The sequence below is a fragment of the Desulfosporomusa polytropa genome, assembly GCF_055380075.1.
Window position 1 is genome coordinate 2,904,085 of the sequence record NZ_AP042400.1, and the last position, 14,878, is coordinate 2,918,962.

Below are 14,878 nucleotides of genomic sequence, written 5' to 3' on the forward strand. Positions count from 1 at the left end.
AAATTTGGAAAACTGAGATTTAGGCAATACGTTTGCCAGCTAGAGTACGGGCGCTGGTATTGAGTTGGTACTCAATGAGTTCTTTATACTGACGGCCAACATGGGAAGCCGGATTAACAAATACTTGACTTGGAATTCCTGCTTCTACAATAGCGCCTTTTTCCATAAGCACAATCCTGTCGGCTACGTGCAGCGCAAAAGCAATTTCATGGGTCACTACCAGCATGGTGGCTGCCCGGTATTTAGCCAATTCCTCCATAACGACAAGAACTTCTCGTACTAACATCGGGTCAAGGGAGGCGGTAGGTTCATCCCACAACATGAGTTCTGGTTCAAAAGCCAGAGCCCTAGCAATGCCTACCCGTTGTTGCTGACCGCCAGACAGCTGATCTGGTTTGTGGTCTTGCACTTGTTCGATCCCTACTTTGGTCATGGCAATAAGCGCCTTGTCATAGGCCTCCTCTTTGGACTGCCCCCCCATGACTAGTCCTAGCATAACGTTTTCAACAGCGCTGAGCCGACTAATCAGATTGAAGTGCTGAAAAACATAACCAATACGCTTACGCACCTTTCTCAGCTCATCCTCGCATAATTGGGTAATGTCTACACCATCAAAGACAATAGAACCCCTGTCTGGTTGGATCAGGCGGTTAATTGTCCGGATGGTTGTTGACTTACCACACCCTGATGGCCCCATGATGACAACAGTCTCCCCGGGAGCCACTGTCAGGCTAAGGTTATTGACAGCTACCAGACTGCCAAATTGTTTATATAGGTTCTGGATGTTGAGCATACTGCTCACCGCCATTCTAGTTACCATTGTCAGTCAATTACTTAAACTTTACCTTGCGTTGGTTCAATTTTTGCAGCAGACCTGGGCGGCCACTGGGAATAACAATCTCCCGCATGACCTCATCTAGAGACATGCCCAGTGCTTCACCAGCCATAACCTCTTCGCCCGCAATCGGGCTAATTTTTTCGGTATAGGCAGCCACTAGCAAGCCAAGCAAGCCACCAATTAGAGGTACCCCAATCCAAGGCAGATACGGAATACCACCACCAGAGAGCACAAACATGCCTGTCAGCATAACGGCACCTACACTCATGCCATAGCGGCGCTCAGGTGCAGTAAATGCTATTGTCAGGCGCTCAACTACTTTGCGCCAGCCTGTGGCAGGCAGCTTTTTCGCTAAGCGCTTGCGGCGAATGACAGTCATGATGGCCGTGTGATCAAGACCCAGCAGCAAAATGGTGATAATGATGGCTGTCATGCCTGCTAACACTCCTCTTACTTCATTAAGCACCTGGTATAACTCGCCGCGCGCATTAGGCTCAATTACCCCGAGAGCAGTCGAGTATAGTGATACATTAGTATGACCGGCCTGGGCTTGAACAAGGGGGGTCACTGCTTCTATACCGATATTGCTTGTTGTCAGAATTTGAATCCTGGCACCGGGAATAACTTGTCCGGCGATGAATTTATCCAGCAGCGTAACTGAGTGGCTAATTTCTTCATCTTTGAGATTAGGCACAGCGCTTGCCAAATATTGAACCTGGGCGGTAATCATGGGCACATTAAGTTCCTGCAGCCCATTTAGGCGGGCATTGGCGTCTGTCAGTCCCCGCTTAGCTCCTTGCGCATCAAAAGCGCGCAATGTACCAAGCGTTGTTTCGCCATTGGCAACAATGTTGTCAATGGCTGATTTAGCCTGCCTGGCATTTGCTGCCACACCATCAAGCGACGCTAGACTGGAGCTTAAGCCGCCCAGGTTTTGCTGCGCCCCTGTCAACGTGCTGATGGTCGAATTGACATCACCATTGAGCAACTTCAGTACCTGCAGACTGTTCACTAAGCCGCCGATATTACGCGAGGAGCTGTCAAGTTGATACCTGATACCGCGGGTATCAATACCAGCCAGAGCGCTGGTAGCAGCCTGAATGGTACCACCTGCCACCTGCAGGCTTGATAAAGTGCCTGCTAACGCGTCAACACTACCGCCATAGTTATCAAGTGCCCCGAGAGCAATACCACTTAGACTTTTGGCATCTTGGGCAAAACCGGGAATCTGTCCGACAAGCTTACCTGTCTCGCCTAACGCATTTCCCAGTTCCTGGCGAGGATTTTTATAGGTGGCAGTTGCAGCTTGCGAGCCAACTACCTCTTTTTCCAATTTATAACCTGACATATTACCTAGCTGGGCAGCATCACCCTGAGTAATGCGACCTTCAGCCAGGCCACTTCCGGCAGCCGTTATTTCCACAATTACATTGTTTTTTTCAGGTGCTTGACCAATCTGTGGCGGCTGTGCTGCCAGTCCTTGAAAGACAACAATATCCCCTTTTGCCAGTTTAGTGCCGGCAGCCGGAGTTAGGGTGACTTGTGACGCATAGGCTGACAGGAATCGTTTCAATTCAATCATGGTACTGACCATGTAGGTCATATCATCATTCTTACCGTCAATCGATACATTCTGTGCATATTCCAGGCGCAGCTCTTTGTGCATAGCCTCTGAAATGCCTTCTCCCAGACGCACAGGATTGGCAGGTTCACTACCTACCGGGAAGGTAATTTCAATAACCTGATAATCTTTTAAAATATTCTTGATACTGCTACTTACAGCTGATGACTTATCCAGCGACGCTAAAATGACGCCAACACTGCTGCCATCACGGAAAGCGAAACGAACACCATCCATTTGCATAATACGCTCAATTAACATATTTTTGGCACCATCTGGCACGCCGCGGATATTAAGGCGCGGCTCGGTCATCATACCAACACTGGCACCACCGGGGATACTGCCAAAGGTTTTCGGCAGATCTTCGTAAATTTGCTTAGTTTTATATTGGTCAGGCAGAGTAACATAGAAATACGATTTGCCGGTAACGGTCGGACCTTGGCTTACTTTCCCCCCGGGGAACACCTCTGCAACAATTTTATTCACCTGCACGGCTGTATCGTCTTTCATCTCTTCTCTGACTTGAATTACTAAATCATATTCACCATAGTCACCCACAAGGCTAGATAGTGTTTTTGAAAAATAGGTGTTAGCGGCCATGGAGACCGAGCCAGCCACTAGTGAGCCAATAATTACACTTACAGTCAGCAGTGCCAAGATATCTCGTTGAATAGAATCCTTACATATACTTCTAACTATTTTCATTATTTTCATTTTTAACATACGCTTTAGTCACCCCATTTCTGGAGTACATTATACCACGTATATCAGTTTTATGTAAATAAGTATATCAAAATTACTTATATTTTATATATGATATTGTGTTATTTTATCTACGAATGAATGAGAAACAATGGGACGTTCTTTTTGCTCCTCTTTGTATACATGGATGTAAGCGCCAGCGGCGATGGATTTTCTGAAATACATAAAAAAGGGTTTTACTTTTGTCATTGCCACAAAAGTAACAAAAAGTCTAGGCCCTGAGCCTCCAAAAGCTGAAAAGCCAGGCGATATTCCTAAAATCCGTAAACTCGCTACGCTCAAACAGTACGGATTTTTTAACGGAATACCGCCCGGCTTTTCTCCTGCGGAACGCTTTTTCCGGCAAAGGCCGCGGGGTACGAGAGTTACGAGGGGTACCGTGAATTGCACGGCCTGACCCCTTGCAATTCGATACCGTTAACCCTTTGCGTACTTTGAGTACTTTGCGGTAACAATCCTTAAAATAGGCTTGGTTTTAGGCTATAGGTTATGTTTGGACACAAAGAGCGCAAAGGGTTACGAAGGGCGCGGTTTTACTTTTGTCATTGCCACAAAAGTAACAAAAAGTCTAGGCCCTAAGCCTCCAAAACCTGAAAAGCCAGGCGGTATTCCTAAAATCCGTAAACTCGCTACGCTCAAACAGTACGGATTTTTTAACGGAATACCGCCCGGCTTTTCTCCTACGGAACGCTTTTTCCGGCAAAGGCCGCGGGGTTACGGGAGTTGCCACCACCTTCGAGAAGCATGAGACGTTCCTTTTGCTTCTCTTTGTATACGCGGAGGTAAGCGCCAGCAGCGATGGATTTTCTGGAATACATGAAAAGGGGTTTTACTTTTGTCATTGCCACAAAAGTAACAAAAAATCTAGGCCCTGAGCCTCCAAAAGCTGAAAAGCCAGGCGATATTCCTAAAATCCGTAAACTCGCTACGCTCAAACAGTACGGATTTCTTAACGGAATACCGCCCGGCTTTTCTCCTGCGGAACGCTTTTTCCGGCAATGGCCGCGGGGTTACGGGAGTTGCCACCACCTTCGAGAAGCAATGGGACGTTCCTTTTGCTTCTTTTTGTATACGCGGAGGTTAAGCGCCAGTGGCGAAGCGTTGTATGACGGCTGCCTGTGCCGGGTTTTGTACTTGACACCCCTTGTTTATAATGTCTCCGCGACTCCCAAAACTCATCTAATACATAGAAAAAAGCAAGTTTGCCCTGTTGGGCTGTTATCGCAATGACTAGGGTGCTAGTACCGTTTCCCTTTACAGTCACTTTGAGCACCAACGTGGCAATCTCGCTTTTCCTACTTGCAATTTTTATTTTTTTGAATCAGGCGGCGCTGTCTTCCAGCGGTTGTGGAGCCAAAACCATTCCTGGGGATGCTGCCTGATATGCTGCTCAATAATTCGGGTTAAATGCGCTGTAGTACTACGGATATCCTCGGCTCGGTCGGCTGTTTTCGTTACCAAAACTGGCGGATGAAGAATGGCGGTGTGGGTGCCATCCGGGTTCTCTGTTATAAAGGCCGGGACAATGGGCGCATTATTTAATCTGGCTAGCGCCGCGGCCCCTTGCGGAGTGGACGCCATCCGCCCGAAAAACTCTACAAATACCCCATGATTGTGATTATCTTGGTCCATTAAGAGGCCGATAATTTTACCTTTTCCCAGCAGCTTGACCATTTCCCGTACCCCTTGCTTATAGGTAACATGCATACCGGCTTTGGTACGATATTCATTTATAAAGGTATCCATGGCTGCATTAGTCTGACGCTGGACTACGGCCACTAAGGGGAATCCATGCATGGCCAGCGCCGCCCCTAGCAGTTCCCAATTGCCACTATGGGCAGTAGCCAGTACTGCCCCCCGCCCCATAGCAAGTGCTGCTTCAAGATGCTCACTGCCTCTGAGGGTAACATACTGATTAATGTTGTCTTTATTCAGTCTGGGCATATGGAGTACTTCCATAAACATCGGTCCAAAGCGAATTCCACTAGCCTTAGCGATGTTGGCCGCCTGTTCCTCAGTAACGCCGAGGCCACGGCTAATATTGTCAATAGTCATCTTCCGGCGTTTTGCCGATACCAGCGGCCAGCAAAGTCTGCCAAGCACCATACCCAAGTTATGTCGCAAAGCTCGCGGCAAACTACATACCACACCACTAATTATTTTTACTAGGTAGTACAGCACCGCTGTCCCTCCTTTTAGTAAGTAAAGCTGGCACCAAAGTACGTCTGATGCGCGCGGTGGCCAACATCCAGTTTGAGGCCAGGCACTACTGCCATACGAGCACCATAGTTCATGTCATTGCCATCCCATTCAGCAATCAGCGTTGTTGCCGGAAAAACATTATTGCCGGTAAGCATGCCTAGCGGACTAATGGTTTTTTCCAAGGCAGCAAATACGCCATCATAGCGTCCATTGCCGACACCGGCGTGAATGCGGAACCCAAAGGGCAAGGCTTTACTGGCAGACACATATGCTGTGCGCTTGTCCAAATCGGCAATATCCTCAACGCCAATAGCCACACCCGGGGTTAAAACGGTTTCAGGCACCAGACCATATTTAGCATTGACATAGGTGTGATCTTGGCGGCCGGATTCGCTATCATAGCGAAAGCCTGCTGCACCAACCTCAAGTTTGCCAGTCAAATTCATATTGAAGGTGCCGACACCCCCATCTTTTAAATGATAGTACCCTAAAGCGAATTGCCCTTCTTGTAGAACATCGGCCGTCGGAGTATTAATAAGGCCTGTTGAGCCATTGACTGAAGGGGCCGCATACACCGGCGCCGCTGCTAACAAAAGGGTTATAGCCGCAAGTATTGTTTTTTTCATGTTAGTTCTCCTTAATAAAAGTGTATTTGGTGGTACGAATCTATATCTATTCCCCCATAAGCCCCCAGAATCCTGCCTGTAAGGCCTGAGTAATTTTTGTAAATAAGAAAACCGCTAACGCAGCCGTTTGTCTTACGTTGAGTCAATGGAATACAAGGAGAGGGGTTTTACTTTTGGCATTGCCACAAAAGTAACAAAAGGTCTAGGCCTCGAGCCTCCAAAAACTGAAAAGCCGGGCGATATTCCTAAAATCCGTAAACTCGCTCAAACAGTACGGATTTCTTTACGGAATACCAACCGGCTTTTCTCCTGCGGATCGCTTTTTCCGGCAAAGGCCGCGAGGGTATGAGGGTTACGAACGTAAACAGTACGACCGCCTGTGCCAGGCTTTGTATTTGATACCCCTTGCTTTATAATGCCTCCGTGACTTCCAAACCTTATACTTTCACATTAAAATAAACCTTTGTGCACTTTGGCAACTTTGCGTACTTTGCGGTAATAATCCTTACAATAGGCTTAGCTTTGGGTTATGGCTATGGGGGTTGGTTGAAAACCACAAAGGGGTACGAAAGCGGGGGTTTTACTTTTGTCATTGCCACAAAAGTAACAAAAAGTCTAGCCCCTGAGCCTCCAAAAGCTGAAAAGCCAGGCGATATTCCTAAAATCCGTAAACTCGCTACGCTCAAACAGTACGGATTTTTTTACGGAATACCGCCCGGCTTTTCTCCTGCGGATCGCTTTTTCCGGCAAAGGCCGCGAGATTACGGGAGTTACGAGGGGTACCGGGGTTATACCACCTTATGGGTCACAATTTCTTTAAGGCAAGGGGGTGGCGATACTATCTTGGGGGTTGCGTTAACAAGACAAAACCACCGTCTCTTTGCTCAAGCCGATGTTGCCTTGCATTCCCGCTTACTTAGGTTCCAGTTGAGCTAGTCTTTGTTCAAGGCTGCGGATTTTTTTGACTAGCTCAGGCAGCCGGTTAATGGCGGCTTCGGAACGCAGCCATTCCCGGTGTGGTCGGGCGGGAAAGCCCGCACAAAAGGAGTTGGCCGGGACATCGTTAATGGGGGCGGTGCGAGCAGCAAACACACAATTGTCGCCAATATTTATATGGCCGTTGCTGCCTGATTGCCCGGCAAAGGTAACGTTATTGCCAATCTTGGTGCTGCCAGCAATACCTGTCTGGGCGACAAAGAAACAGTTTTCGCCAACTACTACATTGTGTGCCAAGTGTACTAGATTATCGATTTTGGTACCTTTATTAACGATCGTACTACCGGTTGTAGCTCTGTCCAAACAAGTATTGGCTCCGATTTCGACATCATCTTCGATGATGACATTGCCTACTTGGGGTACTTTTTGGTGGCGACCATCAACAGTAACAAAACCAAAACCGTCACTACCAATGACAGCGCCGCTTTGCACAATGACCCGGTTACCAAGGTGACAGCTTTCGCGCACGGTGACATTAGGATAAATTATCGTATCCTCACCCACTGTCACATCTCTGCCGATATAGGTGTGGGGATAAATGATGGTATTACTGCCGATTTGGGCATTATCTTCAATAACAGTATGAGCCATAATCGCCACTGCTGTTCCCAGTTTTACATTAGTCCCTAGGACAGCGGTCGGATGGATACCTACAGCAATCGCCGGTTTGGGAGTAAACACGGCCAGTAACGTGGTAAAGGCCATCCGGGGGTTGTTTACCCGGATAGCCGGTTTAGGAAACTCTTCGATTGTATCAGGAATAATTACCGCTGCGGCGGCGCACTTAGCGGCTTTATCAAGATGGGGAGGCACAGCAAAGGTAATGTCCCCAGGACCGGCATCATCAATGTTTGTTATGCCGGTAACCTCCCTATCAATGTCGCCAATGACTGTTCCGTTAACCAAGGCGGCAATCTCAGCTAATGTTTTTTTCACTGGATGCCTCCGTTTATTGCATTTTTTGAATAACGGCATCTGTTATATCGGTACCGCCAGTAGCAACACTATTTTTGTAAAGTACAACACCCATTTTTTTCTCTTGGCTTACTTGCTCAATAGCCTGTTTGATATTAGTATCAATCTGAGTTTCTAACTCTTGTTTGGTCTTTAAAAAGTCACCATATGCAGTTTCCTGGCGTTTTTGAAATTCTTCCGGACTGATACTGGCTTTGTCTTTTTCTAACTGATCACTCAATTCTTTGCCTTTAACATTAAGCTGGTCTTGGAACTGCTTTATTTTCGGGCTGTCAGACATGACTTTGTTTACGTCAAGAACACCAATGGCCGCCTGACCGCTATTACAGCCTGTAAGTGCCAAACCAGCAATAAAAACGAGTACTACTACCAGCGCCATTCTAATTTGTTTATTCATGTTAAACTCCTCCTTTGGAACCCTCATAACTTAGTTATAGTATGTGCATGCAAATTATTTCTTAAACGCGGCAATCACCGCATTAGTAATATCCACAGCCGTAACATTGACTTGATATCCTGTCAGTACGGTATCAAGGCGACGTTCTGTTGCCACTTTGGCGGTTTTATCACGGATATCATTTAAAATAGTTTCTTCAAGCACATTGATTTCCTGCTGTTTCATGCCCAGCTGCTGCTCTAACTGCGTATTCGCAGTAGTTGTAGCAGAGGGAATAATCGACTGGGCCATTTGGGCAGACATATTGGCCGCTTGGGATGATGTTTTGGCATTGAGCTCCACATTTACCTGTTGGGCATAAGCAGCAAGTTTTTGTTCCATAGCCTCTTTTTCAGGAGCCATTAGTACATCTACACTTTGGCTTAACTCTTTTTCTTTTGCTGCCACTTTCTTGGCTTGCTCTGCTTTCAAAGCGTCAAGTGTCTTTTTTACTTCAGTTGCTTGTTTTTCATCAAGTCGAACCGTTTGCAATTTTAGCTGTTGGTTAAAAATCTGTGGCTGATACTCTTTATCTAGCTCTTGAGCATAGGCCTTGAGCTGGCTTGACAGTTCACCATGGACTTCAGCAGCCTTTTCGGCAAGTGCAGCCTGCAATTCTTGTTGCTTTGCTGCCATTTTGGCATTGAATTCTTGCGCAGCTGCAGCTTGTAATCCAGCTGCCGCACTCCCTTGGAGATTTAAAGCTGGCGCCGCTGCAGTGCTAGGTGTTTGATTACTTTGCCCGCTTAGCTGCTGGCGAAGGGTAGCTGCCTGCTGTTTGAGCTTTTGCCACTCTTGGTATTTAGGATGAGCATTTATGGCCTTATCCATATCAATTACACCGACTTGCGGCACTTCAGGGGGATTGGTTTCAGGTGTCTTCGAACGAGAGCAGCCTGTAAAAAGGACAGCACTAAGAAGTAGGATTGCCAGAAACCATATTGGTGTTGTTTGTTTTTTCATTGTAAACACCAAATCACCCTTTCTAGTCTTACGATTACCAAAATTAAATTCACATATAATAAGGTTAAAGCCGAGCACAGACTTAACCGGCTCGGCTCATTGTTACCGGATAATTATATATTATTTGCCGGTGATTTTTTTCATAACATCATCTGTCAAATCCTGCGCGCCATAAACTACATTGTTGACATCAAATACGACAGCAATACCTCTGGCATCAGCTACTCCTTTGATGGCTGCATCTACTTTGTCCTGAATTGGTGCAAATAACTCTTGCCGTTTCAATTCAAGGCGCTGCATGGTTTGATTGTAATATTCCTGTTTTTCTTTTTCAGCCATGTTAGCTGACTTGGATTCAAAATCGGTTTTGGCTTGTTCTACTTCGGTTTTCATGGTTTCTTCCGCTTTAGCTAGATCCGGATGCTGTTGAATGAGCAGCGATCTGTTTACTTTACCAACATTAGATGCAGTACCGGCACTAGCCGCATGACCTGTACCAGTTTGCGAAAGCGCCAAACCAAAGACACCCAGCAAGAATACTGCAGCTATAGTAACAGCAACCATTTTAGCCATTTTTTTGTTTTTAAACATTTTTTACCCTTCTTTCCTGCCACTAGGCAATAAAATTTCTCCTCCACTTACCAATTATAACAGGCCCTACTCTATTCAGCAAGCCCTACAAATTCGCTATCAGTCTAAGCCAGTTTTCTTTTTCAGTAATAACATATTCGGCGCTCAGGAATTCATGCAGCTTATATCTGACTCCAAATTCGTAGTAATCTGCTTTGGGCGTGTCTTCCAAACGGAGCGTCCAATTGGGGCCAAGGGAGTGATCAAGCCATAGGATACTTTCGCGGTCTGCGATATTGTACTTTATGCCAGCTATGGTATTTTCAGTAAATTTATGACCCCAGCCTGGTTCAAACTCCCATTCCATGTTAGTAGGAATAAATTTAATTTCCATAAAAACCTCATCCCGGTTGCCGGCAAATTTACCAAAGTGAAGTTTACCTGATGTATTATCATGCTGTCGCCCCATATCCAAATTACCTTCGAGAATTACCCGATATTTGGTGGTTTCGGCCTGGAGTGTTATTTCAGTGTCAACCCCAGGACTTACAACTGGAGTTAGTATCAACCCATATGTCTTGACCAGGGGATGATTCGCCGCCGTTTTTTGTACCTTATTTGAAAAATACTCTTTATGCCGCTCTACAAATGCTACCGGCAAGCCACGCAGCATTTCGGCTGCTTCTCGGACAGGGGGTCTGGCCTCGGCCAGCAGGATATTGGGAATGGTACGGGAGCGCAGGGACAATTGGACATTATTAATTATCGGACCTGTGGGAATTAGCGAAAGTTTAACGATAGTATGCTGCCCGGCGGTAATTTCAAGATTACTACGAAATTCCGGCAGTTGGTCTGCTAATAATTCGCGGATAACAGTCTTAGATATGCCGCCTGCCCATTCTACCGAGTCCACAGGCAAACCGATCAAGACGTCGGCTACTTGATCTTCTACTTTACCCATATCCTGTTTGATTAATGCCATTACATCCGGAGACAGACCACCTATGTCAATTTCAACAGAAACGTCGCGTACGACATCTCCCCAGGGCCTCATGTTCACTACAATACCAGTGCTAGTACCTGGACTTAAACTGACTTGCTCGACTGTATAACCAACAAGTACTCTGTTGAATATATCCCGGACAAGATTTTCATATTTGGCTTGATTGGTCTCTACATCAACTATGGTTCGCCCAACAAGCATCTGCTCTCCGACTGCCATAATACTTGCTGTCATCCGCTTGACAATTCTATCAGTCGGCAACTCAGCGGCTGCAACGTTCACCACAATTTTATCCACCGTCTCAATTGCAGCTGAGCCTGTTCCCGACCATGCACTGAGCAGCAAAACAACCGTGCTGAGAACTAGCATCACCTGACGTGGGTATTTTTTGCAAATAGCGCATACCGCCCCTCTTAGTAAATAAGTCAGGCCTGCGGCCTGACTTATTACTAAATTTTATTAGAACTGACCGCCAAAGCTAAAGTGAGTACGTCCACCCTCATCGCCTTGCGCATAGTCGATACGGACTGGCCCAATTGGGGTTGTCATGCGAATACCAACACCAACGCTGGTTTTTAGGTCATTGAGCTTGAAGCCGCCATCTGTCCAGGCATTACCAATATCAGTAAAAACTACACCCTGAATTTTGTTAATGACTGGGAAGCGGTATTCAACAGACCCGGCAAGCATTTTGCTGCCTTTGTATTGTTCATCCTCATAACCACGAAGTGTATCGGCACCGCCGACTTCAAACCGGTTTGAATCTGAAATATTACCATCCGCATAACCGGCTGTGAGGCGAGTAGCGATTACGTGGTCAGGGCCGACTTTGAAATATTTGCGTCCTTCAAGAGTATATTTGTTGAAATCAAAGTCACCACCAAAACCAGCAAATTCAGCTGATAAGGAGTACCGCGCTCCCTCAGACGGAGCAAAAACGTTATCCCGCGAATCAAACACTCGCATTAAAGTAATGCTGCGGGTCAGACCATAGTTATCTTTGAGATATTCATTATGCTCTGCAGTTCCGTCTAAATAGTTTATCGGTCCGTCTTCATACTCTTCATACTTGTCTTTGCGGTTTTTTAAGGTGATATAATTCTGGATATATTCACCTGACGGACGACCTAAGGTAATATCAACACCTCTACGATTTTTGTCGTAGGTTGACTTCTCTTTATCGGTGCCGTCATAGTAATCAGTATACTCATTGGTCAGATCGTATAAGCTGAAACTCAGCGAGGTTTGCTTACTGTCCAGCCAGGGGCGAGTATAGCTTACTTCATAGTTTTTGTTGTCGACACCACCAAACTCCCAGTGAAATTTAACTTTGTCGCCACTGCCTCTGAAGTTGTTGTCGCCCACTTCAATAATACCAATCATCCCGTCAGACTTGCTGTAACCGCCGCCAATGGAGAAAGTACCTGTTTTTTGCTCAACAACATTGGTCTCAAGCACAACAGCATTAGGTTCTTTGCCTGGATTAAGCTTCATGTTAACATCTTCAAAATAACCCAAGTTGTTCACCTTTTGCATACTGCGGCGAGCATCCTTTACGTTGAAAGGTTCGCCTGGTTTAACTTTCATTTCGCGGGTGATAACATTGGTTTTAGTTTTCTCATTGCCTTTAACAACAATGCCTTCCAATGAACCCTCACTAATGGTCAAGGTCAGTACGCCAGCTGGGCTCATAGCCACATCACTTACTTTTGCCAAAATATAACCCTGATCATGGTAGTATTGTTCGATAGCCCGAACATTAGCATTTAGCGTTCTGGTGTTCAAGATACTATCTTTACTGGTTGTCACTAGTTCTTTAATTTTGTCCGCAGACACTTTAGTATTGCCTTTGACAATAATGTCTGCTAATTTGGGGTTTTCCATAACGGTGTATACCACATTGACGCCTTCAGGCACTTCGGTGAAGTTAGCTACAACATCAAAAAAGTAGCCTAAATCGTAGATGGCCTGCATGTCTTGTTTGATTTTCTCAGCGGTTACGGCATCACCTGGCTGAATTTTTACCACACCGCGAACAGTGCTTTCGGCAACTTTATTAATGCCGGTAACTGTTATGCCGGTAACTGTCTTACCTTCCATATTTGCTGCATAAGCAGGCAGGATTAAACCTGCGGTCATGCTTAAAACAAGCGCGGCAATAACAAAAAGTTTGCAGCGTAGATCGTTCTTCATCTATTACCTCCTTATTTATTGTTATTGACCTCGCAATGATTGTCCAGCTGTACGGACCAGTTTGTTAATCTCATCCGTTGTCAGGGGAACTTCTTTGCTTTGGCCGGCATCGGAAGCGGATTTTTTTTGTTCTGTTGACTCCGAGGGTTGTACAGTCTGCTTATAACCAGCAGTCTGTGCCTGAGTCGTCCCAGACTGACCAATTACTGATGCAACTGCTGGCAATGCTGGGGACGAAGCCGGAGTTATGGTTTTAGCAGCAGGCGGAGCCTGCATAGAACTTGTTTCCACAGCTGGAACTGACTGATGAATCTCAGCTACTGGCTGAGACTGGTGATGATTCCCCCCCCACCAGTAACTAGCACCTACTCCACTAATGGCTACAGCTACAGCCAAGCCAAACGCCAGACTATGCCGCAGCATAGGGTATTTGTAGCGCCACTGCTGGGAACGGTTAACTTCCCGAGCATGGGTAAGTTCAGCCTGAGCTAAAAACAAGTTAAGCTCGCCGCGAATGGTTTTGTCTTTGTCAAAGGCCTGTTCAGCCTCCGAAAGCCATTGCTGCGCTGAGTTTAAATGCCGGTTAACATTTTGTTTGCAATCCGCCACATTCACCACCCCTATTATAAACATTATATATACTCCTGTGAAGAGGCCAGATTCTGGTCATTAGTAAACAAGCAAAAACGAGCAAATAGCTCAATTAGCTTGTTGATAGTCGGTATTTCGAGTAGTTTTGACGTATTTACTGTCTTTTTCGAAGTTGGTACGGAAGTGAGATTACCACGCTATCGAGTGGGGCAACCCCTTCTTCGGCGTGTTTGATAAAACACGCTACCTTAATTTCCGGAAACTGGCGAGAAATGTTCAGCTGCGAGGCGCACCGGAAAAACATGCAGCGCCGCGTACACGGCGTACGCAAGCAAGCGTTTTGAGGAGCAACGAAGCAGATGGGCGTTTATCCGATGACTAAGTTGCTCTAAGACTCCCGTCTCTACAAGCGGGAGTTAAGAGCAACTAAGTCCCTGGATTAGTTCGACAAGTCTCACTTTATCGCCAGTTTCCCATTAGCTTAGACATCATCCCACGCATGCGCCGGATTCCTTGTTTTTGCAAACGATAGATATGTGATAGGCTTACTTCCATTGCCGCCGCCAGCTCTTTGGGCTGACAGTCATCAAGAAATACCCCCTGCAAGACTTGCTGTTCTTTGGCAGGCAACCGATCCATAGCTGTTTTAAGTTGCTCGACAAGGTAGTTCTGCTCTACTTGTGCAGACACCTCAGCCTGAGCATCTATTAATAAATCAGCGATTGTTGACTTGCCGGCACTCTCAGTTAGTGGGCTATCAATATGCAGCAGGCTGCTATCTTCACCTTTCAGGTGATTAATAATCCGGCCTTTGATGCGATGCACCGCAAACAAGCTGAAGGCTACTCCGCGGGTGTGGTCATAATTTTCAACAGCTTCAATAAGTCCCACTGTTCCTTCCTGAATACTATCCAGCATAGCTGGTTCAGACAGACGCCAGCGCATGGCGGTTTTAAAGACCAACGGCTGATAGCTTTCGATAAGGCAGCGGCGGCTTTCAAGGTCACCGTCCACCTTATAACTCTGCCACAAACTACGTTCTTCTTCAGGCAGCAACATTTCAATTTTATTCAGTTCTGACAAATACTGACTGAGAATCATG

At 46.2% G+C, this 14,878-nt stretch carries 13 protein-coding genes; all 13 read right to left on the reverse strand.

Features of this window, described 5'->3' with window-relative positions; translation table 11 throughout:
• Positions 1–19: 19 nt before the first annotated feature.
• The gene (locus ACZ449_RS15510; RefSeq protein WP_464256971.1) at positions 20–793 is read right to left on the reverse strand and encodes an amino acid ABC transporter ATP-binding protein; all 774 of its coding nucleotides are present in this window, start codon (positions 791–793) and stop codon (positions 20–22) included.
• Between the two features lie 37 nt (positions 794–830).
• Positions 831–3,182, reverse strand: a complete 2,352-nt coding sequence (locus ACZ449_RS15515; RefSeq protein WP_464256972.1) for a hypothetical protein — start codon at positions 3,180–3,182, stop codon at positions 831–833.
• Positions 3,183–4,170: 988 nt separating this feature from the next.
• Complete coding sequence (locus ACZ449_RS15520; protein ID WP_464256973.1) at positions 4,171–4,485, reverse strand: hypothetical protein; 315 nt, start codon at positions 4,483–4,485, stop codon at positions 4,171–4,173.
• A gap of 44 nt (positions 4,486–4,529) precedes the next feature.
• Positions 4,530–5,402 (reverse strand): lysophospholipid acyltransferase family protein, encoded by an 873-nt coding sequence (locus ACZ449_RS15525; protein WP_464256974.1) that lies wholly within the window; start codon positions 5,400–5,402, stop codon positions 4,530–4,532.
• A 14-nt stretch (positions 5,403–5,416) separates the two neighbouring features.
• On the reverse strand, positions 5,417–6,049 hold the full coding sequence (locus ACZ449_RS15530) for a YjbH domain-containing protein (protein ID WP_464256975.1): 633 nt from the start codon (positions 6,047–6,049) through the stop codon (positions 5,417–5,419).
• A gap of 912 nt (positions 6,050–6,961) precedes the next feature.
• Positions 6,962–7,981 (reverse strand): UDP-3-O-(3-hydroxymyristoyl)glucosamine N-acyltransferase, encoded by a 1,020-nt coding sequence (gene lpxD / locus ACZ449_RS15535; protein WP_464256976.1) that lies wholly within the window; start codon positions 7,979–7,981, stop codon positions 6,962–6,964.
• 13 nt (positions 7,982–7,994) lie between these two features.
• Entirely contained in the window at positions 7,995–8,417 is a 423-nt protein-coding gene (locus tag ACZ449_RS15540; protein ID WP_464256977.1) for an OmpH/Skp family outer membrane protein, read from the reverse strand.
• 54 nt (positions 8,418–8,471) lie between these two features.
• The gene (locus tag ACZ449_RS15545) at positions 8,472–9,419 is read right to left on the reverse strand and encodes a molecular chaperone Skp (RefSeq protein WP_464256978.1); all 948 of its coding nucleotides are present in this window, start codon (positions 9,417–9,419) and stop codon (positions 8,472–8,474) included.
• Between the two features lie 120 nt (positions 9,420–9,539).
• A complete protein-coding gene (locus tag ACZ449_RS15550; protein ID WP_464256979.1) occupies positions 9,540–10,010 on the reverse strand; it encodes an OmpH/Skp family outer membrane protein in 471 nt (156 codons plus the stop codon).
• A gap of 85 nt (positions 10,011–10,095) precedes the next feature.
• On the reverse strand, positions 10,096–11,277 hold the full coding sequence (locus ACZ449_RS15555) for a hypothetical protein (RefSeq protein WP_464256980.1): 1,182 nt from the start codon (positions 11,275–11,277) through the stop codon (positions 10,096–10,098).
• Positions 11,278–11,451: 174 nt separating this feature from the next.
• A complete protein-coding gene (locus ACZ449_RS15560; protein WP_464261883.1) occupies positions 11,452–13,131 on the reverse strand; it encodes a BamA/OMP85 family outer membrane protein in 1,680 nt (559 codons plus the stop codon).
• A gap of 75 nt (positions 13,132–13,206) precedes the next feature.
• Positions 13,207–13,818 carry a hypothetical protein gene (locus tag ACZ449_RS15565; RefSeq protein ID WP_464256981.1) on the reverse strand — a complete coding sequence of 204 codons (612 nt, stop codon included), beginning with the start codon at positions 13,816–13,818 and terminating at the stop codon, positions 13,207–13,209.
• A gap of 417 nt (positions 13,819–14,235) precedes the next feature.
• Positions 14,236–14,877, reverse strand: coding sequence for a sigma-70 family RNA polymerase sigma factor (locus tag ACZ449_RS15570; protein WP_464256982.1), 642 nt, complete (start codon positions 14,875–14,877; stop codon positions 14,236–14,238).
• Position 14,878: the final 1 nt, after the last annotated feature.

Excerpts from the sequence above, each read along its gene's own strand:
- ACZ449_RS15510 (WP_464256971.1), bottom strand. The coding sequence starts at position 793 with ATGCTCAACATCCAGAACCTATATAAACAATTTGGCAGTCTGGTAGCT.
- ACZ449_RS15515 (WP_464256972.1), bottom strand. The coding sequence starts at position 3,182 with ATGTTAAAAATGAAAATAATGAAAATAGTTAGAAGTATATGTAAGGAT.
- ACZ449_RS15530 (WP_464256975.1), bottom strand. The coding sequence starts at position 6,049 with ATGAAAAAAACAATACTTGCGGCTATAACCCTTTTGTTAGCAGCGGCG.
- ACZ449_RS15540 (WP_464256977.1), bottom strand. The coding sequence starts at position 8,417 with ATGAATAAACAAATTAGAATGGCGCTGGTAGTAGTACTCGTTTTTATT.
- ACZ449_RS15545 (WP_464256978.1), bottom strand. The coding sequence starts at position 9,419 with ATGAAAAAACAAACAACACCAATATGGTTTCTGGCAATCCTACTTCTT.
- ACZ449_RS15550 (WP_464256979.1), bottom strand. The coding sequence starts at position 10,010 with ATGTTTAAAAACAAAAAAATGGCTAAAATGGTTGCTGTTACTATAGCT.
- ACZ449_RS15560 (WP_464261883.1), bottom strand. The coding sequence starts at position 13,131 with ATGACCGCAGGTTTAATCCTGCCTGCTTATGCAGCAAATATGGAAGGT.
- ACZ449_RS15565 (WP_464256981.1), bottom strand. The coding sequence starts at position 13,818 with ATGTTTATAATAGGGGTGGTGAATGTGGCGGATTGCAAACAAAATGTT.
- ACZ449_RS15570 (WP_464256982.1), bottom strand. The coding sequence starts at position 14,877 with ATGATTCTCAGTCAGTATTTGTCAGAACTGAATAAAATTGAAATGTTG.